Consider the following 23185-nt stretch of genomic DNA (forward strand, 5'->3'; position numbering starts at 1 on the left):
CACAACGAGGTGAAATGACAGCAGATACCCCGCTCAGTGGCCGCCTGGACGACGACGACTACCCCGCGTACACGATGGGCCGGGCCGCCGAGATGCTCGGCACCACCCCCGGCTTCCTCCGGGCCATCGGTGAGGCCCGGCTGATCACCCCCCTCCGTTCGGAGGGCGGGCACCGCCGGTACTCCCGCTACCAACTGCGGATCGCCGCGCGCGCCCGCGAACTCGTCGACAAGGGGACGCCGGTCGAGGCCGCCTGCCGCATCGTCATCCTTGAGGACCAGCTCGAGGAAGCGCAGCGCATCAACGCGGAGTACCGCCGCGCGGCGAACGAGGCATCGGGTCGTTCCAGTTCCCCCGATTCCGGTTCCGGGGCCGGCTGAGCGCGTCGGCGCGGAAGGGCGTACGGCTGCCGCGCCGCTACGGCCGCCCGGCGGGCACTGCCCAGGAGCAACCCTGAAATACCGAAAACACCTCGTGCCGGACCGGCGCGGTGCGCGGTGGGCAGCGTGGGAACTGGTGCTTCGCCGAGGTTCGTTGGACGTACCGGGGGAGTAGCGTGGAGAGGTCGAGAGCATTTCGCACACCGGCCGCCATGCCGGTGTCGTTCTCGGCGACCTACGACACCGGGCCGCCGCCCGTCAGCAGCGGCCGGAGACAGGTGCGCGCGATGCCCGCGACCACCGACCGAACCCCCGCCGCGGATCGTGTCCCTCAGGACCCCGACCGCCCGCCTGGCGCCGGGGCCCGGCCGAACCACCCGATCACGGGGAAGTGAGCCATGGTCACCGGGATGGTCTTCAGCGCCCTGTTGATCCTGGCCGCCGTGGCGACGCGTGTGGTCCACCGGCTCGACACACAGCACGCCGACCGCATCGCTCTCCGCCCGTTCGGCGGCCCGTCGACCGAGCGGAAACATCCCGCGCAACCCGCCGGACAGCCGCCTCCGCTCGATCAGGGGCCGCCGCGGCGGCCATGAGCGGCTCGGTGGAGGACCGGTGGTCATGCGGGTTCCCGTCCACCGCCACGCCACCCGGCGCCGGGGAGGTACTTCCATGAAGGTCCAAGAGTCTGTCGCTCTCGTCACCGGAGCCAATCGCGGCCTCGGTGAACAATTCGTACGGGCACTCTTCGATGCCGGAGCGGCAAAGGTCTACGCGGGCTAGTTGCTGGCCGCCGTCGATGTCGTACGTCCCGCCGGTGAGCGCGTCGTTGCACATGATGTGCACGGCCAGAGCGGCGACGTCGGCCGGGCCGACCAACCGTCGGATGGGAAGCGTGGCGCGCAGTTCCTCGCGCCGGGCATCGAGCTGATCGCCCAGGAGGGCGGCCGACAGAGGCGTGTCGACGAATCCGGCGGCGATGAGGTTCACCCGGATCGGCGCCAGTTCGAGCGCCAGGTTGGCGACCAGGGCGGGCAGCGCCGCGGTGACGGCGGAGGCCACGGCCATGCCGACACCGGGGCGCCGGCCGCCGGTGCCGCCGATGAACAGCAGCGTGCCACCGGCCCGGACCTTCGCACGGCTGTAGAGGGCGACCCCGAGGGTCATGGCGAGGCGCTCGTCGAAGGCGCGGCGGGCGTCGGCGAGGTCCATGTTCTCCAACGGCATGTAGTACGGGCCGCCGGCCGTGACCAGCACATGGTCGACCGGGCCGGGCGGCTCCTGGAAGAACCGCTGGAGGCGGTCGGTGTCGGTGGCGTCGAACGCCGCCGTACCGACCGGGTCGAGTTCGCGTGCGGCCGACTCCAGCCGTTCGGCGTTGCGGCCGACCAGGAACACCCGGCCGCCGGCCGCGCGTACCTGGCGGGCGGTGTCGAGTCCGATGCCCGCGCTTGCGCCGATCACCACGACCGTCCGGTCGGCGAGGACGGTCACCTCGCGGTCGTGGTGCGGTTCGCTCCCCGGCATCCGTACCTCCGGGATCGGCCTGGTCCCGTTGCCCGCACCGGCGACGCGGGGTCGGCGCACGTCAACAGCGGGCCTTTCCTCCCTCAACGTACCGGTTCGGGCCGTCCCTCGCGCGGCCTCGCCGCGGCGACGAGGAAGACCGTCGCGCACCACCACCTCCTTTGCGGGCTAGCCGGTCGGCGTCGTCGCGGACGCCGCGGCGGGCAGTCTCCAGCAGGCCGACGCGAACAGCGACCAGCCCGCCACCGACGCGATCGCGAAGACGAGGATCGAGTTCCACAGGCCGAACCGCTCGCCCAGCACACCCCCCAGGAACGCGCCGAGCGGGAAGGGCCCGTAGGTGAGCATCCGGTACGCCGCGGTCGCCCGGCCCAGCACCTCGGACGGGATCACCGACTGCCGGAACGCGACCACATGGACGTTGTAGATGGTCAGACCGAACCCGTAGACCGCGAACGTCAGCGCCGCCAGCGCGAAGCTCCAGCCCGTGCTCGACCCGGTCGGCAGCAGAAGCACCGGGGCCAGCGACGCGGCACCCATGGCCACGATCAGGATCCTCGGGAACCCGAAGTACTTCCCGGCCCGCTGGGCCACCACCGCACCGGCGAGCGAGGCGACACCGCCGAGGGCGAGCACGGAGCCGACCCCGCCCGCGTCCATCCCCAGTTCCTTCACCGCGTAGACCAGGAACAGCGTCAGGATCGCCTGCTCGCACAGGTTGAACCAGCCCGCCTGGAAGGTCAGTACGCGCAGGATCCGGCTGCGCCACAGCAGTCCGAAACTGGTGACGATGTCGGCCAGCCGCGGCCGGTCGGCCGCCGTCTCCGGATCGCGCGGCGGCTCCCGGTGGCGGATGCGGAACATGGTCACGAACGCCACCGCGTAGGCCGCGACGTTCAGCAGGATCCCGCACCACGCGCCGAGCGCCTTGATCAGCAGACCGCCGACGCCGGGGCCGCCGATCTGGGCCACGGAGTAGGAGCCCTGCAGCTTGCTGTTGGCGTCCACCAGGTGCCGCTGGGGCACCAGCGCCGGGAGATAGGCCATGTAGGCGACGTCGAACACCGCGGTGCCCGCGCCGACCACGAACGCGATCGCACACAGCGCCGGGACGGACAGGGCGTCGGTGAGATAGAGCACCGGCACCATGGCCAGCGCCGCGGCGCGCACCAGGTTGGCCACCAGGATGATCGCCCGGCGGTCGAACATGTCGATCACCAGGCCGGCGAACGGGGTCACACACAGCGCGGGCAGGTACTGCATCGCCGCGACGACGCCGACCTGCGACGGGCTCCCTCCCAGCGTGCCCAGCACCAGCAGCGGCAGCGCCAACTGGGTCACCTGGGCGCCGAACGCGCCGACCGTCTCCCCCGACCACAGCTTGAGGAAGTCGCGGTTGCGCCACAGACTCTGGCCCTTCTTCTGGTTCTGGTCCTGGTTCTGCTTCTGGTTCTGCTTCTGCTTCTGGTTCTGGTTCTGCTTCTGGTCCAGGTCCTGGCTCTGGCTCTGCTTCTGGTCCAGGTCCTGGCTCTGGCTCTGCTCTTCGTCCTGGTTCCGACTCGGCGCGGGTGACACGCTCGACGTCTGCATCTGCCCTCCATGTCCGCTCGGGCGTAACGGGTCGACGCGGGTGCTAGTCACCGCGGTAGACCTCGGCGCCGTTGTCGAGCGCGGCCAGCGCCGCCATGACCTCGGCGCGGGTGCCCGCGAAGAGCGCGTACCCCACCCGGTCCTCCGGGCCGCGCGGCACCCGCGGCACCGACCCCTCGGCCGCGAAGTAGCGCAGCTCGTGCAGTGCCCCCAGCAACGGCGGCCTGCTCGCGTCGTCCAGCGTCACCCGGTGGCGGAACGGCGTGCGGCCGTCGCCGACGAAGAACCGGATGGCCGCGCACTCCGCGGCCGGTGTCGCAGCCGTCGTCCGGTCGCCCACCACCGCCGCGAGTTCCGCGGTGTTCAGGTTCCACCCGGTGGCCAGCTCGACCAGCCGGGGTATCTGGTCGCCCGCGGGGCGTCCGGCGACCTCCATGAGGACCGGGCCCGTGTCGGTCATACGGAACTCGGCGTGGCACACGCCCGCCTCCATGCCGAGGGCGTCGAGCGCGCGGACCGTCGCGGCCGAGAGCAGCTCGCGGTCCGTGTCCGACACCGTCGCCTGCGACACATGGCCGACCTCGACGCAGTACGGCGGCCTGGTCAGGTGCTTCTCGGTGATCGCGACGATCTGTGTGTCACCGGGCGCCCAGGTCACCGCCTCGACGCTGTACTCCTGTCCGACCACATAGCGGTCCACCGCCACCCGCCCGCTCGCCGACAGCTCGGCGGCGGCCCGGAAGGCGTCGGCGAGATCACGGGGGTCGTCGATCACCTTGACCCCGCCGCTGCCGCCGTAGTCGGTCGGCTTGACCACGACCGGGAACCGGCCTTCCGCCAGCCGCTCGCACTCCTCGACGGCGACGGCCACGCCGAGTTGGGGCGACGGGACGCCCTCCTCCCGCAGCCTGCCGTGCATGACGCCCTTGTCGCGGAAGTGCCCGGCGGGCATCCGCGGCGCCGGGACGCCGAGCTTGCGCGCGACCTCCCGGGCGATGTCGGTGGACAGCTCCTCCCAGCTGAGGATCGCGTCCCACGCGAAGTCGGCCGAACTCGCCGCCTCGAACATCGAGTCGACCGAGAACCGGTCGCCCGCGCGCCACCAGTCGCACTGGTTGATCGGGACGCGGTGCGGCAGATCGATGACACCGACGAAGTGGCCGGCCTCGCGCAGCGACCTGAGGCCGAACTCCTTGTTGTCGCCCAGTCCGGCGATGAGCACCCTCACAGCGATCCCGCCTTTCCGCCGAACACGTCGAAGCCCTGCTCCAGTTGCCGGTACGCGGACTCGGCCGAGCAGCGCAGCAGGCCCGCGGCGTCGAGTTCCTTCACCCAGCGCCTGCCCGCCTCAAGGTCGCCGATCGTGGTGACCAGCTGCATACGGTCGGTGTTGATGAAGCACCGGTTGGTGGGCTTGCGCGCGGTCACCCGCATGACCTCGGCGCCCTCGGGGTGCGCGGGCACCTCGACGCCGGGCATCTCGGTCGACGGCAGCTCGATCGCCACCGCGCGCGTCCGGACCTCCGGCAGCGGCTCGCCGAGCGAGGCCGTGGTGAACACCGCGTGCGGGTCGGTGCCGGTGCCGGTGAGGCCCAGGTCGGACAGGCCGCCGAGGCGCGGGTTGATCTCCAGGACGACGATGTCGTCCTCGACCACGGCGAAGTCGATCTGCCAGGGACCGAACGGCGCGAAGTTGTCCTGGATGTCGGTGAGGAACGCGTCGAGCCGTGCCGCGGCACGCTCCGGAAGCACGTACGGCGCGACCCGCGCCCGCAGCGACGGGTCGAGCCCCGCGTCCAGCGGGCCCATCGACACCACCGGCCAGCGCATCAGCGCACCGCCCGCGCTGATCAGCTCGATACCGGTCTCGACGCCCCGCTTGAAGGTCTGCACGATCGCGGGGAACGCCAGGCCCGCGGTGAGCACCGCGTCGAGCTCCTGAGCCGATGCCGCGTAGAAACGGCCGTCGCCCGCCTGGGCCTGGGCCTCCTTGATCACGAGCGGGTAGCCCAGCTCGCGGGCGGCGTCGGTGACCGCGGCGGCGTCGGCGCAGACCGCGCCCGCCGGGACCGGCCAGCCGCGCTCCACCCCGGTCTCGTGCAGCTTGACCTTGTCGCAGGCCACCTCGGCGAACTCGGCGGAGTGCGCGACGAACCGGCCGTCCCAGCGGGCGGCGGCCCGGCCGTAGACGATGGGGAGCTGCTCCTGACCGTGGGCGTACGGGTTGGCGATCGCGACGTCGGGCCGCTCGGCCTCCAGCGCGCGGATCACGTCGTCGGCGTCCCAGTCGAGGCTCAGCAGCCTGACCTCGACGCCCTCGTCGTCGAATTCGAGGGCCGAGTCGAACTCGACGGCCGAGTAGACCACGAAGTCCGTGTAGCCGCGGTCGCGCAGGACCGGCAGGAATCGGGCGATCTTGTACTCGCCGAAGATCAGCGCTTTCTTCATCTGTCTCTCCCTGTGGTGGGGTGGAGTTGAGTTGAGTTGAGTCGGGTCGGGTCGGGTCGGGTCGGGTCGGGCTGGATCGGGGTCAGACGGCCAGGGGTTCGCCGACGACGGCGGCGCCGTCCGCGAGCTTCAGCAGCCGCGCGTCGATCTCGGCGATGTCGGCGCCGGTGGCGATGACGTATCCGGCCCGGCCGAGGAACTGCCGGGGCGGCAGGCGGAGTTCGGTGCCCGGTTCGCTGACCTGCCGTACCTCGTGGACCCAGGGCTCGTCGGCGAGCGCGGCCGGGACCTCGATGTCGTCGAACGTCAGGTCCGCGTCGGGGTACAGGAAGCGGATGCCGACCAGACGGTCCGGCTCCGGGATCGGGTCGGGTGCGCGGCCGGTGGCGACCGCGCCGAGAACGCCCCCGATCGACAGACCGGGGATCGCGATCTCGCCCAGGCGCGGGATGAGATCGCCGCCGAGCCGGCCGTTGACCTCGACCACCTTGGGCCCGTCGGCGGTGAGCATCAGCTCGGTGTGGGTGACCGTGCGGTCGGCGCCGAGGGCCTTGTTCGCGGCGATCACCACGGCGCGGACCGCGGCCTCGGTCCCGCTGTCGAGGACCTTGCCGACGACATGCGCCACTTCCTCGAAGTACGGCGGGTAGTCGGTGCGCTTCGCCGAGATCGAGAAGGGTTCGACCCTTCCGTCGAGCACCCAGCTGTCCACGGCGATCTCCGCGCCGGCCAGGAACTCCTCGACGAGGACGAGTCCGTCCCCGATGGAGGGGTTCTCCACGCCGCGGACGACGTCGAACGTCTCCCGCAGCTCGGCCTCGGAGTGCACGATCCGCACCCCGATGCTGGCGGCCTGGCCGCGGGGCTTCACCACGACGGGGTAGCCGAGGGTGTCGGCGGCGGCGACCGCGTCGGCCACCGAGCCCGCGAGGTGGAACCGTGCGGACGGGACGCCCGCGGCCCGGAAGCGCTCGCGCTGCATCGCCTTGTCGCGGCACGCCCGCGCCGCCGCCGTCGGCATGGTCCGCACACCCAGCCGGGCGCCGATCTCGGCGGCCCGCGCCACCAGCATCTCGTCCCAGGTGACGACGCCGACGACCTGGTTGGCCGCCGCCAGGTCCTCGGCGGCGGCGAACACCGCGGCCTCGTCCTGGAGGTCGACCTCCCGGTACTCGGCCGCATACCGAAGCTCCCAGTCCAGCGAGGGCTGTCCGATGAGGACGACGCGGTGGCGCAGAGCGAGCCCCCGGAGCGCGTATTCCCGGAAGTGCTGGTATCCCGATCCGATGACGAGAATGCTTTCCTTCATATGGCTACTCCTCATGTGACCGCTCCTCGTGGGGGTTTGGTGGGGCCGCGCATCCGCCGGCGCCTCACCGGGCGACACGTTGCGCCTCGACGATCCGCCGGGCGGTGTCGTCGGGGGCGCCCTGCCGCTGGATCCAGGCCGCGGCGGCGGGGAACTGCACCGCGAGGGCGCAGAGCAGCCGGAGTTTGGCCGGCGCGATGTTGATCTCGCCGCGGTCGCGTTCGACGGCCCGGAGCACCGCCGACGCCACCTGGTCCGGTGCGACCGTGCGCGCGCCCCGCGGCAGGGGCGCCCCGGTCCTGGCGAACATGCCCGCCTCGCCGACGAAGCCCGGCTGGATCAGCGAGACCCCGACGCCCGCCTCGCGCAGGTCGAGGCGCAGGGCGTGGGCGAAGCCGCGCAGCCCGAACTTCGAGGCGGTGTACAGCGACGAGTAGCGGGTGGCGGCCTTCCCCGACATCGACCCCACGAACGCGAGGTGCCCCCGGCCCGCGGCGACCATCGCCGGGGCGAGCAGCCGGGCCAGCACGGCCACCGAGCCCAGGTTCACCGCGAGGGCCCGTTCGACCTGCTCGGGGGTGTACTCAAGGAGGTCGCCGCTGGCGGGCAGCGCCGCGTTCGCCACCAGGATGCCGGTGCCGGCACAGCGTTCGGCGAGGTCGGCGACATCGCGCGGGTCGGCGAGGTCGGCGGGCACCCACCGGGCACCGAGCCCGGTGGCGAGTTCGCGCAGCGCGTCGGCGTCGCGGCCGGTCACGATCAGGTCGGCGCCCGCCCTGGTGAGGCGTTCGGCGAGCACCCGGCCGATGCCCCCGGTCGCACCGGTGAGGAGCACGGTCTCTCCGGCGATCTTCATCCTGTGGCTCCTGGGAAATCAGTGGCTCATGGGAAGGGGAAGGGGAAGGCGTACCTGCGATCGGCGGTCACCAGAGGTGGTGCACCTGGGCGCGGATCCGGCGGTCGTACAGCTCGCGCAGCCGGTCGAGGAGCGCCTCGGGCAGTGGCGCCATGAACCCGGCCGCCGCGTTCGCCCGCGCCTGGCCGACCGAGGTGGCGCCCGGGATGACCGTGGTGACGCCGTCCTGCTGGGTGACCCAGCGCAGGGCGAGCTGTGCGGGCGTGACGTCCGCGGGCACCAGGCCGGCGAACTCGGCCGCGGCCGCGAGACCGGTCTCGTAGTCGACGCCGGAGAAGGTCTCGCCGACGTCGAACATCTCGCCGTGCCGGTTGTAGGTGCGGTGGTCGGTCGCGGCGAAGACGGTGTCCCGCCGGAACTTCGCGGACAGCAGGCCGGACGCCAGCGGGACCCGGGCGATGACGCCCACGCCCGCGGCCCGCGCGGCGGGCAGGACGCGCTCCAGCGGCTTGCGCCGGAACACGTTCAGGATGATCTGCACCGACGCGACGTTCGGCCGGGCGAGGGCGGTCATGGCCTGGGCGCAGGTCTCCACGCTGACGCCGTACGCCGCGATCCGGCCCTCCTCGACCAGTACGTCGAGCGCGTCGAAGACCGCGTCGGACGCGAACACGGCGTCCGGCGGGGTGTGCAGCTGCACCAGGTCGAGCGTGTCCACCCCCAGGTTCGCCCGCGAACGGTCGGTCCATGCGCGGAAGGTGTCGAGGGTGAACCCGCCGAGCTCCTGCGGGCCGCGGCGCCCGATCTTGGTCGCCACCGTGGGCCGTTCACCGGGAGTCGTACGGAACTCACGGAGGAACCGCCCGATCAGCCGCTCGCTGCGACCGTCGCCGTAGACGTCGGCGGTGTCGATGAAGTCGACACCGGATGCGACGGCCGTGTCGAGGATGGCGCGGACGTCGCGCTCCTCCACCTGGTTCCACCCGTCGCCGAACTGCCAGGTGCCGAGACCGACGGCGGAGACCTTCCGCCCGGTCCTGGTCAGAAGTCGCTCTTCCACGGGAACACCTCCCGGACGCATTGGGGTTCGGCGGAGAACAGCTCGTCGACGAAGTCGTTGCCGAACTTGCCGTCCGGGTCGAACTTCCCCTTCAGCTCCTGGAAGTCGGACGCGCGGCGGTAGCCGGACCGGATCCCGGCGCCGGTCATCGCCGTCAGCTTCGCCCAGTGCGGCCGCGCTCCCAGCGGTATCAGGCGCTCCTCCACGACGGGGATCAGCGGCAGCACCCGGGCGGCGTCCTTGACCCAGGTGAAGTGGAACGTCACCGAGTCCCGTTCGTACGCCGGGCTCAGCCACAGGTCGTCGCCGCGCACGGTCCGGACCTCGGCGACGTGCAGGACCGGTCCCAGCAGCCCGCCGAGCTCGCGCAGCGCGGCGAACGCGGCCGGGGCGGCGGTACGCGGCAGGAAGTACTCGGACTGGAGTTCGTCGCCGACGCGCGGTACGGCGCCGGGGCGGACGTGCGGCAGCCGCTCGTGCCACGGACCGGCCACGCCCAGCTGGACCGTGCACGCCGCCGGGTCGCCCCCGGGCACCGGGTTCAGCGGACCCGGCGCCGGGCTGCCGAGTTCCAGGTCGACCACGGGCCGGTCGGTGCGCCGCTTGAGCCATACGGTCGCGTCGTCGGCCCACTTGGTGAACACGCTGACGCTGTAGGCGGCGCCGAACACGTCGTCGAACCGGTTCTGCACCTCCGCGACCGGCACCGCCACCCGCACCGACTGGGCCACCTCGAACGAGGGCTCGATCTCCAGGGTCACCCGGGTGGCGACACCCAGTGCCCCGAGGGCGACCACCGATCCGGCGAAGGTGTCGTGGTCGACGTCGCGGCGCAGCTCGACCAGGTCGCCCTGCGGGCCGACCAGCTCCAGTCCGACCACCGCCGCCGCGAGGCTCCGCTGGGTGTCGCCGGACCCGTGGGTGCCGGTGGCGCAGGCCCCGGCGACCGAGATGTCCGGGAGCGACGCCAGGTTCGCCAGCGCATGGCCCGCCCGGTGCAGTGCGGCGGCCACGTCGGCGTACCGCATTCCGGCGGTCACCGTCGCGGTGCCGGCCGCCGTGTCGATGTCGACGGCCGGGGGCAGCCCGTCGAGCCGGACGATCCCGCCCGCCGTCGCCAGGACCCCGCTGAAGGAGTGGCGGGCGCCGAGTCCGCGGACCCGTGCGCTGCCCGCGACGATCCGGCGCAGTTCGTCGACGGACTCGGGCCGTGACACCCGGGCCGTCCCGAAGTCGATGTTGCCTGCCCAGTTCCTCATGAGGCACCCACCAGGCCGGACCCGGCGCGCTCCAGCAGGTCGTCGACCCGGACGAACTCGTACCCGCGCTCCAGCAGGCCCTCGATGATCGGCGGGAGCGACGCCACGGTGGGCGAGCGGTCGCCGCCGCCGTCGTGCAGCAGGATGACGGAACCGGGCACGACATCGACCAGTACGTCGCGCGCGATGGCGTGGGCCTGCCGCAGGGCCCAGTCGTCCGGCGCCACGTCCCACAGCACCGTGGTGGTGTCGGACTCCCGGAGCCAGCCCATCACCTCCGGGGTCCGCGCCCCGTACGGCGGCCGGAACAGCCGGGGGGCCGCGCCCCCGCTCGCCTCGGCGATCGCCTCGGCGGTGCGGTCGATCTGCTCGGCCAGCTGCGGCCGCGACAGTTCGGGGAGGAACGGGTGCGACCAGGTGTGGTTGCCGATGGCGTGCCCCTGCTCGCGCATGCGCACCAGCTCCTCGGCGAAGCCGCCCGCGTTGATCCCGACGCAGAAGAACGTCGCCGGCACCCCGTAACGCTCCAGGATGTCGAGGATCTGCCCGGTGTACGGCGGCAGCGGGCCGTCGTCGAAGGTGAGCGCGACCTCGCGGCGGTCACGGCTGCCGTGGCTGAAGAAGCGGCCCGCCGCGGTGAGTTCGCGGTCGGCCTCGGCCGATCCCGCGATCTGGGCGGCCAGTTCGTCCTCGCGGCCGGTCTGGGTGCCCCGGTGGGCCTCCAGCCGCACCAGGCCCCGGGTGTCGCGCAGGCTCGCGCGGGCCAGGTCCTCCGCCGGGACCGAGCCGAGCAGCGGCCGGTCCGGCAGCAGCCACGGGTCGGCGCGGTGGACGCGCAGGCCCGCCGCCATCAGGCGGCCGTCCAGGGTGCCGTTGGTGCTCTCCACGACGACGGTGAGCCCGTCGCCCAGCTTCCGCAGCTCCGTGATCAGCTCGCCCGCGCGGTGCGAGGCGTACTCACCGGGCGCCGGGACACGGTGGCCGTCCGGGCCGAGCACCGCCAGCCGATACCCGCCCGCGTGCCATGAGATTCCCGCGTACAGCATGTCACCGCCCCCTACTCGGCCTTCATGTAGTCGCTGAAGTGGCGCTCGGCGAACAGGTCCGGCCAGTGCGCGCCGGCCAGCTCGCCCTGCCGCGCCCGGCTCAACATCTCCCGCCAGTACGGCTTCACCGGCGGCCACAGCGTTCCGGCCTGGCAGTAGGAGGCGTCGACGAAGTAGCGCGGCGCGCCCGGGTACTCGGGCTTCGCCCGACGGGCGTGGAACAGGGCGGAGTGCAGCAGCACGGTCGATCCGGGCCGCAGGTCCTCGATGAACACCTCGCCGGGCAGCTCATCGGTGCCCAGGTGGGCGCGTGCGTTCTTCTCCGCCACCTCCTGGTGCGACCCGGGGAGCACGGCGAGCCCGGCCATGTTGGGGTCTATGCCGTCGAGGTAGTGCAGCGCGTGGACCATGGTGTGGGTCCGGTGCGACTGGACGGGCTGCTCGTAGTCGTGGTGCCACGCCTTCCCGGGGAGGTCGGGCGCGTGCCGGTCGCTGTGCATGTGGTGGAACACGAAGCGCGGCCCCAGCAACTGCCCGATCACCCGCAACAGCGGTTCGTGGGCGAGGAGTTCGCCGTGCGCGGGCAGGTCGAGTTCCATCACCGCCGGGACCGGGTCGGCGTCGGGATCCACCACGGACGCGATGGCCCGGGCGCGCAGGCCGGTGTCGACCCAGCGGTCCACCTCCGGCTTGACCCGGGCCACCAGGTCGTCGGGGAGGAACCCTGGCAGCACGAGGAAACCGGACCGCTCGAACTGCGCGATCTGTTCCTCGTCCAGGGCGGACGGTCGTGCGGGGGCGTAGATCGTCTGGACGGACACAGGTAAGAGCTCCGTTCTGGAGGGATGACAATCGATCAAAGTGGGTGAAATCGGCAATCGCGCGCCGATGGGCGCGGCTGGATCGAGTGGCGATGCCGGGCGACCGGAGGACTTCGCTCGCTGGAGCGGCTCGGTCTGCCCGGTAAGAGCGTGACATGACTTGCCATCACGGTCAACATAGTTGGCAATATGAATTGCCAAGCGTTGGCAACTCGCCCTCCGGGGAACCGCCGGCACGACAGAGGGGCGGGCGCGATGTTCCGCGCCCGCCCCTTCCCGCTTTCCCGTCGCTCAGCCCGCGAGGACCTGGCCGATCACATGGCGGGCGTTGGCGGAGATGACCGGGTTGGTGTTCCGGTAGTACGGCAGCTGGGTGACCGCCATGGACAGCGCCCACCCGCGGCCACGGGCCCAGGTGTCGTCGTCGACGTCCACGCGGTCACGGAAGACCTGCCGCACACGGGACGGCAGCAGATTCCACGCCGGGACGAGGTCGATGGCGGGATCACCGATGCCCGCGGTACCGAAGTCGAGCACCGCGGCCAGCCGGCCGTCGGTGGCCAGCAGATTGCTGGGCATGAGGTCGGAATGGGTCCAGCGCGGCGGCGCCGGCCAGCACGGCACGGCGAGCGCCGACTCCCAGGCGGCGAGCGCCGCACCGGCGTCGAAGGGCTCGTCCGTGTGCCGCAGCGCCTCGATCGCGTCCCGGGTCTCCGCGTCGGCGGTGGCCAGCGGTGCGCCCCGGTGCGCCGGGGGGCCGCCGTCCAGGTCGACCTCGCGCAGGGCGGTGACGAAGGCCGCGAGGTCGCGGGCCAGCGGCCCGGGTCCGGCCACTCGGTCCTCGACCAGGACCTCGCCCTCGATCCACCGGTGGACGGCCCACACGTGGGGGTAGCCCTCGGCCGGCTCCCCCATCCCGACCACCGTCGGGATCGCGAGAGGGACCAGGGGGGCCAGCTTCGGCAGCCACCGGGCCTCCCGTTCCAGCCCTTCGGAGCCGCCCTCGGTGAGCGGCAGCCGGACGGTCAGCTCGGCACCGACCCGGTAGATCGCGTTCACCGTCCCGCCGGACGCCAGCCGCCGGACCGGCAGATCCGCCCAGCGGGGGAACCGGGCACGGAGCAACCGCCGGACTAAGTCCCCGTCGATGTCCGCTTCGTCCGCATGCATCTTGGCCATGTGTTGACCGATCACCTCAATCTCGTCACCGATCAGCGTGCCCTTCAGGGCCAGTCGATGGTGTCGGTTCTGTCGACCTGGACGCCGTCGGCGGTGACGGCGACGGCGGTGACGGCGGTGTCGGCGACGGCGGTGTCGGCAGTGGCGGCGACGGTCGCGGTGGCGGGGTGCGTCGGCCAGTCGATGTCGGTCGAGTTTCCGACCGTGACGGCCACGGCCGCCGAGAGCAGGGCGGCGGCGGAGGCGGCGATGACACGTGTGCGCATGAACTTCTCCCAACAGAAGACCCCTGGCAAGGCAGACAGGGGTGGAAACAGCGGGCTGAGCAGGCACTTGGTGCGGCTTGACGTACATCAACCTAGGGTGCACACGGACTCCTTGGCAAGGCAGTCTTGCCAAATATTGCCAACCATCTCGCCCGGTAGAGGCAACGTAGAAGCGTGCACTACTCCACGCGTGACATCATTCCGGCAAGCTGTTTGCCATGCCCGGTGGCGGAAGGCTACGATGCAGACCGTGCGTACGGGGGCACGTCCATGGCCGTATGCGAGAGTTGATTGCAGGACTCCTATGACAGAAGAGTCGTCCTTCGGGGCACGCCTCAAGGCCTTGCGGCTGCAGCGTGGACTTTCCCAAGCAGCCCTGGCCGGCGAGGAGATCTCCACCGGGTATTTGTCACGCCTGGAGTCGGGCGCGCGGCAACCCACCGACAGGGTGATCGCGTACTTTGCCAAGAAGCTGGAAGTCGATCGCTCGGCCTTCGACACTCTGCCCGGCAGCAGCTCCCTTGCGCAGGGGTTGAGCATCGCCACCTCCTCGGACAACGACGAGGCCTTCGACGACCTCATCAACGTGCTCGCCACGGCTCAGGACGAGGATCCGCTGCTGCGCTGGCAGGCCCTCTGGTTGATCACCCGGTACTGGAACCGGCGCGGTGAGCGCACCGAGGAGCAGGCGTCCTCGGAGGAGTTGTCCAAGGTCGCGGACGAGCTCGAACTCCCGGCGCTGCAATGCAGGTCCAGGACCCAGCTCGCCCGCTGCCTGCGGTCGAGCGGCCAGATCGCCCGAGCGCTCGAACTCGCGGTGAGCGCGTACCACGTGGCGAAGCAGGCCGAGCTGTCCGTGTCCGACACCGGGACCGCGCTGCTGGCGCTCGTCTCCGTCGAGGCGGAGGTCGGCCGTCTGCCCGATGCCCGGGCGCACGCTCAGGAGCTGGTCGAACTCGTCGCGGGCAGGTCCGGCACCCTGCGTGTGGAGGCGCTCTGGTCGGCGGCCACGGTCTGCTCCCGCTACGGGGACGACGAGGCGGCCCACGACTACCTGAAGCAGGCGATGCAGGCGCTGGACAGCCGGGTCGACCCCGTGCTGTGGGCGCGGCTGCGGCTGGCCGCGGCCTCCCTGTATCTGCAGTCCAGGCCCGCCCTGACCGAGCAGGCCCGGACGTGCCTGACGGAGGCGGAGACGGCGCTCTCACTCGTCGGTACGCCCGTCCAGCAGCAGGAGTTGCTGGTACTGCAGGCGCATCTCGCGTTCGAGGAGGGCCGCTACGAGGACGCCAGGGCGGCCCACGGGCAGTTGGACTTCGACAAGCTCGTCCTGACCTACCGGGACCGGATCCGGCTGCAGACGCTCGACAGCCTGTTGCTGATCGTGGAGGGCCGGCAGGAACAAGGGCTCGCCCAGCTCAAGCAGTTGGGCGACGAGGCCCGTCGCGCGTCGAACATGGACCTGGCCGCCGAGATCTGGCGGGTCCTGGCCGAGACCCTGGAGAACGCCGACCGGTCCAGACCGGCCACCGGCCGCTGACGACCTCCTGAGCCGTCGCGCGTACGGGGGTTCGGCCCGCGAAGCGATCGCGGGCCGAACCCCCGTAGCCGTGTCCAGGCCCCTTCGTACTGATGCTGTTGGCGAATCCGGTCGGTCCTGTCGGTTCCTCAGCATGTGTGCCGGAAGCCGTGAGCACTAAAACGGTTTAGTGCTCACGGCTTCCGAGGAGGGCGGCCCCGGCCGTGGATTCGCCAACAGCATCCGTACTGAGCGGAACCAGCGGCCGTACTCAGCGTGGAACGATCCGCACGGGCAGGCTCTCCAGCCCGTTGACCACGATTGAGCGAACGGGCACCGCGGGCCCCGTCCGTTCCACCCGTACGGCCATGTCGAGCAGTTCGCCGAACAGCACCCGCATCTCCGTCCTGGCCAGCATGGCGCCGAGACAGAAGTGCTCGCCCGAGCCGAGCGCGAGATGGCGGTTGGGCTGCCGGGCCGGGTCGAAGCGATCTGGTTCGGCGAAGACCCGCTCGTCGCGGTTGGCCGAGGGGATCCACAGCATGAGCCGGTCCCCCGCTTCGATCCGCTGCCCCTCGATCACCGTCGGCGCGGTGGCCACCCGCATGACGACATTGGCGCTGGACGTCCAGCGCAGGATCTCCTCGACCGCGGTCGGCAGCAGGCCGGGGTCGGCCGACAGGCGCTGCCACTCCTCGGGGTGCTCCAGGAGGGCGAGCATGCCGCCGGAGGTGGCGAGCCGGACGTTCTCCGTGCCACCGACCAGCAGGTTGTCACAGTTGAGGAGGATGTCGTCCTCGGGCAGGAGCTCACCTTCGACCGTGCAGTTCACCAGCCGGCTGACCAGGTCGTCGGCGGGCTCCTCCATCCGCTGGTACATGAGCTCGACGAAGTACTGCATGATCTCCTGGTGGGCCGCGCTCTGCGCGATGGGATCGGCGGTGCCGAACGCCACGGTCGCCAGCTGGAACAGCGTCTCCCGGTCCTCCTCGGGAACCCCCATGAGATGGCAGATCACATACAGGGGCAGCCGAGCGGCGACATCGGTGACGAAGTCGCACCCGCCCATGTCGACGGCTCTCGCGATCACCGAACGGACCACCCCGCGCATCGACTCCTCCAGGGAGCGGACCGACCGGGTGGTGAACCAGTCCGCGACCGCGGCGCGCAGTTGCCGGTGGCGCGGCGGATCCGTCAGCGCGAGCGTCCGGCCGCCACCGGGATCCTTTCCGTGGCTCTCGGGCCGCAGCACGATGCCCTGTTCGGAGCTGAACGTCACGGGGTCCCGGCTGACGGCCCGGACGTGCTCGTAACGGGTGAGCGACCAGAAGCCGGGCAGGGCGCCGGGTTCGTGCCAGTGCACCGGCTGGTGGGCCCGCATCCAGCGCCACAGCGCGTGGGGGTCTCCGGTGGCGTGCAGTTCGGGATCGAGCAGGAGTGCCGGAGCGGGGACGGCCAGGGTCATCGTGGTTTCCTCAGGTTCCGGTTCGCAGGTGGTCGGCGAAGCGCTTGAGCAGTTCGTGCGCGGTCCGGTCGCAGAGCGCGTCCGGGCGGAACGAGAGCACGAGCCGGGCTCCGCCGTCGGGAAGGGGCCAGACCTCCGTGTGCGCCTCCAACGGCAGGTCCAGGTAGGGCTGTCGGACGAAGCGGGTGCGCAGACCGTCGAGCGGGAGGTCGGCCGCGGCGTTGTCCTGGAGGACGAACAGGGTCTGGAAGAGGGGCGGCCGGTCGCTTCTGCGGGGCCTGACGATTTCCAGGACCTCCGGCAGCGACAGGTCCTGTGCGGTGAAGGCCCGCTCGACGGCCCGGCGGACGGCCGGGAGGGAGCCGGCGCCGCCGGTCGTCGCCGGGCCGGGCAGCCGGACGCACACGGTCTCCACATGGCAGCCGATCGCCCGTTCGAGACCGCTGTCCGCGCGCTGGGCCACCGGCACGCCCACCGCGAAGTCCCGCTGTCCGGTGATCCCGGCGAGCGTCCGTGCGTAGGCGGCCAGCAGCACCACGAAACGGGTGACACCGGCGTCGGCCGCCCGCGCGTCGATCGCGGCCGTCTCGGCGGGGGTGAGCAGCGCTTCGACGGTCCGTGGCGTACGGGGCCCGTCGGCCACCCCGGGGACGGGCCAGCCCAGTTCGGGAACCTGCGCCAACTCCGCCCGGACGAAGGTGCGTTGGGCCACCAGATCGGCCCGCTCGCGGCGCGCGGTCCGGCGTTCCCAGGCCTGAGCCATGGTCGGCGGAGGCGGGGCGGTGGGTTCGCCGCCGCTCAGCACGGCGTTGTAGGCGGCCGCCAGTTCCTCCGCCAGCACCGCTTCCGACCAGCCGTCGAAGGCGATGTGGTGCACCACGCACCCGAAGACCGTGGTGTCCCCGAAGACCGTGCTGTCTCCGACGGCCGGGGGGTCCCCGACGGCCGGACGGTCCCCGAAGACCATGCTGTCCCCGACGGCCGGGGGGTCCCCGACGGCCGGGGGGTCCCCGAAGACCGGGGTATCCCCCACGCCGACCCGCACGAGCGCCGTACGCCAGATCTCCCCCTCGGTGATCTCCAGTCGGTCGGAGAGTTCGGTGCGCAGACTCTCGACGGCCGTCTCCACCGAAGGTTCCGCGGGCAGCACTTCGAGGTCCGGGGCCTCGATGTCCGTCGGCCGGGCGAAGGGCTGGGGGGCGATGACACAGGCGCTGTGCAGCGGCTCGTGCCAGCGGTGCACAGCGGCGACCGCCGCGGCCAGCGCGGCGCGGTCCAGTGGCCCGGTGACCGTCCAGAACAGCATGCAGTACGCGGTCCGGTCGGTGGGATCGAGCAGGTGCCGGGTGAGATGGACGCTCTGCATGGGCGTCAGCGGCACCTCCGGAGAGGCTTCCGCGGTGGCGTCGCCCGAAACGGGTCCCGGGGCCGTCGCCCCGCGCTCCCCGCTCAGCCATGCGGCCACCCCGGCCGCGGTCGGGTCCCGGAAGAACCGCGACAGCGGGACCGGGAAGCCCAGGCGGGCCGCGAGCCGGGCGCACACCCGACCGGCGGCGAGAGAGGTCCCGCCGAGTTCGGCGAAGGGCACGTCCGTGGGCAGCGCGGCCGCGTCGCCGATGTCCAGGACGGCGGCGAACGCCTCGCGGACCAGCCGGACCGTCTCGTCCCCGCCGTCCTCGCTGCTGTCCTCGCTGTCCTCGCTGTCCCCGCCGTCTCCCGCGGGCAGCCCGCGGGGCGGGGCCGGGGACGGCGGGCCGGCGTCGCCGGGGCGCGGCACACCGGCCAGCAGACGGCGCTCGTCGAGTTTGCCCGTCGCCGTGAGCGGAAACGCGTCGACGCTGATCACCAGCTCCGGCCGCTGGTACTGCACGAGGGCGGAGCGCAGCGTGGCCGCCGCCTCCGTGAGCGGATCGCCCGGGGTGGCCGGCACACAGAACGCCAGCAGCGCCTGGGCCGCTCCCCCGGCGTCGCGGCGGGCCACCACCCGGCAGGTCCGGACGGACGGCAGGAGTGCCTCGATCTGCCGCTCGATCTCCGCGGGCTCGATCCGGTGGCCCCTGATCTTCAGCTGACGGTCGGCCCGGCCGCGGTAGTGCAGCACGCCCCGGTCGTCCCAGTACCCCAGATCGCCGGTGCGGTAGGCCCGTTCGGTGCCGCCGTCCACGGTCAGGGGCGGGAAGGCCGCACCGCTCGGCTCGCCGTGGTCCAGGTATCCCAGGGCCAGCCCCTCGCCGGTGACCCAGATCTCGCCCGTCTCGCCCACCGCACACGGCACCGTCCCCTTGAGGACATGGATGCCGGTACCGGGAACCGGCCGGCCGACCGGAATGCCGTCCGGCAGTGCGCAGTCGGCCTCCGCGATGTCATGGGTGGCGACGAAGACGGTGCTCTCGACCGGGCCGTATCCGTTGACCAGGCGTACGTCCGGGTGCCGGCGCAGGAAGGCCCGCACATGGGAGGCGGACAGCCGTTCGCCGCCGGTGATCACGGTCCGCAGGCCGTCGAAGGCCGCCGGGTCCTCGTCGACGATCATGTTGAAGAGGCTGCTGGTGAGCCAGACCGTCCGCACCCCGTGCCGGGCCGTGCCCTCCCGCAGCGCCTGGGCCGAAAGGTACGGCTCGTCGACGATCACGGAGGTGCCGCCGTTGAGCAGCACCGCCCACAGTTCCAGGGAGAACGCGTCCCACGGGAGGGCGGCGGCCAGCGGCATGACCGTGTCGGGGCCGAACGGGAGGAAGCCCTCCGGGTGGAAGAGCCGCGTGGTCGCGCGGTGCGGCGACAGCACGCCCTTGGGCCGGCCGGTGGTGCCGGAGGTGAAGAACACACAGGCCGGGTCGGTGCCGGCGACGGTCACGGGCCGGAAGCCGTCCGGGGCCGCCACCTCCCCCTCCGGGGGGAGCCAGGCCGGGAGACCGGCTCGTCCCGCACCGCTCCGGTCCGTCACCAGGAGGCGCGCGCCGAGTTGGCCGGTCACCTCCTCCAGCCGCCGGTCCGGCCAGGCGGGATCGCAGAGCGCGTACGCCGCGCCGAGTTTCAGCACGGCCAGGATCGCGGTGACGAGTTCGATGCCGCGCGGCAGCAGGATCGGTACCAGGGAGCCCTTCACCACCCCGGCCCCGGCCAGCCGGGCGGCCCACGCGTCGGCCGCCGCGTCCAACTCCCTGTAGGTCCTGGTGCGTTCTCCTTGGACGAGGGCGAGCGCGCCGGGCCGCAGCCGTGCGAGGTCGGCCGTCACCTCGTGCATGCCCGAGGCCGGCCGGGGCGACGACAGCGCCGGGGCCCCGGCTGCTTCCATGCCTGCTTCCATCAGCACGGGCAAATCCCTTCTACGGGAGCGTTCCTGACTTGGCAACAGCTTGCCCCAAGGATGCCAAAGATGGCAACATCCTATGACTGCATGGAAAGTGCGAAGCCCCGTCGGCCCACGGCCGGGGTAACGACGCGCGGAGGAGAAGAGATCTTGACAACCGTGGCAACACCTGCCGCTCCCGGCCTCGGCGTCCAGCGCGGCGTCGTGCTGGCCCTGGCGGTCGCCGGGAGCATCACCGTCTCCAACATCTACTTTCCGCAGCCCTTGCTGGAGGCCGTGGCACGCGGTCTGAGCGTGTCCGAGCCGACCGCCGGTCTCGTCGCCACGGCGGGACAGATCGGCTACGCCCTGGGCATCTCCCTGCTGGTGCCCCTGGCCGACAGCAGCAACCTGCGCCGGCTCACCACGGTGCTCCTGGCGCTGACCGCGAGCGGGCTGCTGGCCGGGGCCCTGGCTCCCAGCCTCCCCGTACTGATCATCGCCACCGCGGCGGCCTCCACGACCACCGTGCTGCCCCAGATCATCCTGCCCGTCGCCGCCTCCATGGCGGGTCCGGCCGGGCGCGGCCGGGTGGTCGCCTCCGTGGGCATCGGCCTGACCCTGGGCTCGACCCTGTCCAGGACCCTGTCCGGGGCCGTCGCCGATCTCAGCGGCAGCTGGCGCGGCGCCTATGTCCTCGCCGCGGTGCTGACCGCCGCGCTGATCCTCGTACTGCCGCGGCACATGCCGACGACGCGCGACGGCGCCGGTGCCGGTGTCGGGTACGGCAAGCTCATCGCGTCGATGCCCAGGCTGCTGCTGGCCCACCGCGAGGTACGGCTGTCGGCCTTCCTCGGCGCCGCGTCCTACGCGGTCTTCGCGGCCTTCTGGGCCACCCTCCCGTTCCACCTCGCGCACGCGCCGTTCGACAAGGGGGCCGGGTGGGCCGGTCTGTTCGGTCTGCTGAGCCTGCCGGCGGCGGTCCTCTCCTACTCGGCCGGCAAGCTCAGCGACGCCTACGGCACGACCCGCGTCAACGCCCTGGCCGTGGCCTGCCTGGGCCTCGCCCTCGCGGTGTTCGGACTGCTGGGGACGAGGTCGCTCGTCGCGCTCGTGGTGGGCACCAACCTCCTCGTCTACGGGACGAGTTGTGCCCAGATCGCCAACCAGGCACGGATCTTCCGGCTCGACGAGGCGGTACGGGCCCGGCTCAACACGCTCTACATGCTGTTCGCCTTCGGCGGCGGAGCGATCGGCTCACTGGCCGGAGTCCGGCTGTACAACGCGGGCGGCTGGACCTGGACGGTCCTGGGCTGCGCCGCGTTCCTGACGGCGGCCGGGGCGCGCCTCGCGGCGCACTCCGTGTCTCACTCCGTGTCTCACTCCGTGTCTCACTCCTCGTCTCACTCCGCGTCCCGCTCCGCGGCCGCCGGGGAGTGAGACGGCGGCGGCGCCCGGTGTCTCCCACCGGGCGCCGCCGCCAAGTCCTGGCCGCCAAGTCCCGCCTCAGGGACGGGTCTCGAAGTCGTCCCCGCGCGCGGCCGCGAGCGTCTCCGCGAGGACCCGCCAGATCTCGGCGGCCAGATCGATGTTCGACGTCTGCTGCGCCCGCTCGCCGAGCCGTCGCAACTGCCGTATGCCCACCCGGTCGTGGCCCTCCAGGATCAGCAGCCGGTTGTGCAGGACGTCGAGTCTGATGCGGTCGCGGTAGGTGAGCCCCAGCTCGTCGAGGACGAGTTCGTCGTGCGCCGCCCGCGCCTGCGCGTACCGGCCCTCCTCGAAGGCGAGGTGCACCCGCAGCGTCAGCATCTCCTGGCGCGGCACCGGAGTCCCGACGAGAAAGAGAGCGGGCTCGGCCTCGTCCAGGCAGCGCCTGCACTCCACGAGCCGCGGGGGCGAGAGCCGGAGGTACAGCGAGGCCCCGGCCAGCCGCAGTCTCATCCACAGCACCAGGTCGAGCCTGCTGTCGACCTCCTTCATGGCCTGTTCGAGGAGCAGGCGGGCAGCCGCCGGGTCGCCCTGCCGGAAGCTCACCGTCGCCGCGGCCCACAGGGCTTCGGCGAGCAGCGTGTCGGCACGGCCCTGCGCCAGCGCCACGAGGTCGTCGGCGTGCGCCCTGGCCTCGGACAGCCGGCCGGCCTCCGCTTCCGCCGACACCAGCGCCAGCAGGGCCGCGCCGGTGTCCCGGACCGACAACTTGTGCTCACGTGCCAGCCGGTGCGCCTCCTGCGCGGCTTCGAGGGCCCTGGGTATCTCACCGAGCGAACGCAGACAGCGAGCGAGCCGGGTGCGGGCCCGGCAGCGCAGTTCCGGGAGCATCAACTCCTCGGCCGCGCACCCCAGTTCCTCCAGGAGCGTGATCTCCTCGGCCCGCGCGCCACGGCGGCCCGCGGCACCCGAGAGCAGCCAGAACGCCTGCCAGCGGAGCGTCGGGTCGACCGCGGACGACCGGTCCAGCGCAGCGGCCAGCTCCTGCAGGGCCTCGTCGCTGTCGGCCGAGATGGCCAGCGTCAACGCCTGTGCCACCGAACCGGCGGCCGGTTCGTCGAACTCGGACAGGTCCACCTGGAGCCGCTTGGCAAGGTAGGCAACTGCTCGGGCCGTTGGCTGACGCGCGCCCGACTCCAGCCGGGACAGATAGCCGGTCGACATGCCGTCACCGGCCACGGAGGTCTGTGAGAGCCCCCTTTCCCTACGCAGTTTTCTCAGGCGGCGCCCGAAGGCAGGCTGTTCCACCATGCTCTTTCCACCATTTGTAGAAGGATGGCCGCACCCAACAGGACACACTCCACCCCGATCGGACGGGTCACCGATCGGATGGGTGGTACGTCCCCCCGTTGCCGTCTGACAGATGTGCCGGAACAGGTGACACCGTTCGTCGGCCCGCACGGGTGGCAAACCTCATGTGCCCACACAGAGGGCGGGACTCGTACGTCCGTACGGGTGGCAAGGCTCGACGACACGGTAGTCACCGGCGACCACGCTAAGCGCCGCCGAAGCACTTGGCAAGTACTTGCCCACACGGACCCCGTTGTCCTGCCCGATTTTTTTGAGCCTTGGCAGATTTTTGTTGTCAAACTCTGGAAACTTATTGCCAACACCTGTGCCAGATGGCTAGCGTCGCCAGGAGCCTTCTCTTCGCCGCCCGCCCACCGACCGCAACCAAGGAGT

17 protein-coding genes and 2 pseudogenes are annotated in these 23185 nt (G+C 71.9%); 4 read left to right on the forward strand and 15 right to left on the reverse strand.

The features are described from left to right. Positions 1–14 precede the first annotated feature (14 nt). Entirely contained in the window at positions 15–380 is a 366-nt protein-coding gene (locus RV986_RS25420) for a helix-turn-helix domain-containing protein (RefSeq protein WP_475919607.1), read from the forward strand. Between the two features lie 672 nt (positions 381–1052). Continuing rightward, positions 1053–1160, forward strand: a pseudogene (locus tag RV986_RS25425) (short-chain dehydrogenase); the annotation flags it as partial. An 18-nt stretch (positions 1161–1178) separates the two neighbouring features. Here RV986_RS25425 and RV986_RS25430 read toward each other — a convergent pair. From RV986_RS25430 to RV986_RS25485, 12 genes and pseudogenes are all read right to left on the reverse strand, one after another. Next, positions 1179–1907, reverse strand: a pseudogene (locus tag RV986_RS25430) (SDR family oxidoreductase); the annotation flags it as partial. Between the two features lie 168 nt (positions 1908–2075). Next, entirely contained in the window at positions 2076–3497 is a 1422-nt protein-coding gene (locus RV986_RS25435; RefSeq protein ID WP_475919608.1) for an MFS transporter, read from the reverse strand. A gap of 43 nt (positions 3498–3540) precedes the next feature. Then, on the reverse strand, positions 3541–4725 hold the full coding sequence (locus RV986_RS25440) for an ATP-grasp domain-containing protein (RefSeq protein ID WP_475919609.1): 1185 nt from the start codon (positions 4723–4725) through the stop codon (positions 3541–3543). Next, on the reverse strand, positions 4722–5945 hold the full coding sequence (locus RV986_RS25445; RefSeq protein WP_475919610.1) for a hypothetical protein: 1224 nt from the start codon (positions 5943–5945) through the stop codon (positions 4722–4724). The genes RV986_RS25440 and RV986_RS25445 overlap by 4 nt, the downstream gene beginning before the upstream one ends. Before the next feature lie 82 nt (positions 5946–6027). Further along, positions 6028–7254 (reverse strand): ATP-grasp domain-containing protein, encoded by a 1227-nt coding sequence (locus RV986_RS25450; protein WP_475919611.1) that lies wholly within the window; start codon positions 7252–7254, stop codon positions 6028–6030. Between the two features lie 64 nt (positions 7255–7318). Continuing rightward, positions 7319–8110 (reverse strand): SDR family NAD(P)-dependent oxidoreductase, encoded by a 792-nt coding sequence (locus RV986_RS25455; protein WP_475919612.1) that lies wholly within the window; start codon positions 8108–8110, stop codon positions 7319–7321. A gap of 67 nt (positions 8111–8177) precedes the next feature. Beyond that, positions 8178–9170, reverse strand: coding sequence for an aldo/keto reductase (locus RV986_RS25460; protein ID WP_475919613.1), 993 nt, complete (start codon positions 9168–9170; stop codon positions 8178–8180). Continuing rightward, complete coding sequence (locus RV986_RS25465) at positions 9152–10429, reverse strand: FAD-binding protein (protein WP_475919614.1); 1278 nt, start codon at positions 10427–10429, stop codon at positions 9152–9154. The genes RV986_RS25460 and RV986_RS25465 overlap by 19 nt, the downstream gene beginning before the upstream one ends. Beyond that, positions 10426–11475 (reverse strand): polysaccharide deacetylase family protein, encoded by a 1050-nt coding sequence (locus tag RV986_RS25470; RefSeq protein WP_475919615.1) that lies wholly within the window; start codon positions 11473–11475, stop codon positions 10426–10428. The genes RV986_RS25465 and RV986_RS25470 overlap by 4 nt, the downstream gene beginning before the upstream one ends. An 11-nt stretch (positions 11476–11486) precedes the next feature. After that, positions 11487–12296 carry a phytanoyl-CoA dioxygenase family protein gene (locus RV986_RS25475; protein WP_475919616.1) on the reverse strand — a complete coding sequence of 270 codons (810 nt, stop codon included), beginning with the start codon at positions 12294–12296 and terminating at the stop codon, positions 11487–11489. 291 nt (positions 12297–12587) lie between these two features. Further along, complete coding sequence (locus tag RV986_RS25480) at positions 12588–13475, reverse strand: aminoglycoside phosphotransferase family protein (RefSeq protein WP_475919617.1); 888 nt, start codon at positions 13473–13475, stop codon at positions 12588–12590. Between the two features lie 44 nt (positions 13476–13519). Next, complete coding sequence (locus tag RV986_RS25485) at positions 13520–13741, reverse strand: hypothetical protein (protein WP_475919618.1); 222 nt, start codon at positions 13739–13741, stop codon at positions 13520–13522. A 304-nt stretch (positions 13742–14045) separates the two neighbouring features. Here RV986_RS25485 and RV986_RS25490 point away from each other — a divergent pair, with 304 nt between their 5' ends. Further along, on the forward strand, positions 14046–15281 hold the full coding sequence (locus tag RV986_RS25490; protein WP_475919619.1) for a helix-turn-helix domain-containing protein: 1236 nt from the start codon (positions 14046–14048) through the stop codon (positions 15279–15281). Positions 15282–15531: 250 nt separating this feature from the next. Here the strand turns inward: RV986_RS25490 and RV986_RS25495 are convergent, their stop codons facing one another. Both RV986_RS25495 and RV986_RS25500 read right to left on the reverse strand, forming a co-directional pair. Then, positions 15532–16725 carry a cytochrome P450 gene (locus RV986_RS25495; protein ID WP_475919620.1) on the reverse strand — a complete coding sequence of 398 codons (1194 nt, stop codon included), beginning with the start codon at positions 16723–16725 and terminating at the stop codon, positions 15532–15534. 10 nt (positions 16726–16735) lie between these two features. Beyond that, positions 16736–20020: an amino acid adenylation domain-containing protein gene (locus RV986_RS25500; protein WP_475919621.1), complete on the reverse strand. Its 3285-nt coding sequence runs from the start codon at positions 20018–20020 to the stop codon at positions 16736–16738. A gap of 174 nt (positions 20021–20194) precedes the next feature. Here RV986_RS25500 and RV986_RS25505 point away from each other — a divergent pair, with 174 nt between their 5' ends. Next, entirely contained in the window at positions 20195–21454 is a 1260-nt protein-coding gene (locus RV986_RS25505) for an MFS transporter (protein ID WP_475924422.1), read from the forward strand. 66 nt (positions 21455–21520) lie between these two features. On the opposite strand, the gene RV986_RS25510 is transcribed toward RV986_RS25505, so the two are convergent. Continuing rightward, positions 21521–22753 carry a helix-turn-helix domain-containing protein gene (locus tag RV986_RS25510; protein WP_475919622.1) on the reverse strand — a complete coding sequence of 411 codons (1233 nt, stop codon included), beginning with the start codon at positions 22751–22753 and terminating at the stop codon, positions 21521–21523. Between the last annotated feature and the right edge of the window lie 432 nt (positions 22754–23185).

It is taken from the genome of Streptomyces sp. RLA012 (assembly GCF_056270325.1).

What these genes read in the sequence shown, in the direction of transcription:
- RV986_RS25420 (WP_475919607.1), top strand. Translation starts at nt 15, where the DNA reads ATGACAGCAGATACCCCGCTCAGTGGCCGCCTGGACGACGACGACTAC.
- RV986_RS25435 (WP_475919608.1), bottom strand. Translation starts at nt 3,497, where the DNA reads ATGCAGACGTCGAGCGTGTCACCCGCGCCGAGTCGGAACCAGGACGAA.
- RV986_RS25445 (WP_475919610.1), bottom strand. Translation starts at nt 5,945, where the DNA reads ATGAAGAAAGCGCTGATCTTCGGCGAGTACAAGATCGCCCGATTCCTG.
- RV986_RS25450 (WP_475919611.1), bottom strand. Translation starts at nt 7,254, where the DNA reads ATGAAGGAAAGCATTCTCGTCATCGGATCGGGATACCAGCACTTCCGG.
- RV986_RS25455 (WP_475919612.1), bottom strand. Translation starts at nt 8,110, where the DNA reads ATGAAGATCGCCGGAGAGACCGTGCTCCTCACCGGTGCGACCGGGGGC.
- RV986_RS25465 (WP_475919614.1), bottom strand. Translation starts at nt 10,429, where the DNA reads ATGAGGAACTGGGCAGGCAACATCGACTTCGGGACGGCCCGGGTGTCA.
- RV986_RS25470 (WP_475919615.1), bottom strand. Translation starts at nt 11,475, where the DNA reads ATGCTGTACGCGGGAATCTCATGGCACGCGGGCGGGTATCGGCTGGCG.
- RV986_RS25480 (WP_475919617.1), bottom strand. Translation starts at nt 13,475, where the DNA reads ATGGCCAAGATGCATGCGGACGAAGCGGACATCGACGGGGACTTAGTC.
- RV986_RS25485 (WP_475919618.1), bottom strand. Translation starts at nt 13,741, where the DNA reads ATGCGCACACGTGTCATCGCCGCCTCCGCCGCCGCCCTGCTCTCGGCG.
- RV986_RS25490 (WP_475919619.1), top strand. Translation starts at nt 14,046, where the DNA reads ATGACAGAAGAGTCGTCCTTCGGGGCACGCCTCAAGGCCTTGCGGCTG.
- RV986_RS25495 (WP_475919620.1), bottom strand. Translation starts at nt 16,725, where the DNA reads ATGACCCTGGCCGTCCCCGCTCCGGCACTCCTGCTCGATCCCGAACTG.
- RV986_RS25500 (WP_475919621.1), bottom strand. Translation starts at nt 20,020, where the DNA reads ATGGAAGCAGCCGGGGCCCCGGCGCTGTCGTCGCCCCGGCCGGCCTCG.
- RV986_RS25510 (WP_475919622.1), bottom strand. Translation starts at nt 22,753, where the DNA reads ATGGTGGAACAGCCTGCCTTCGGGCGCCGCCTGAGAAAACTGCGTAGG.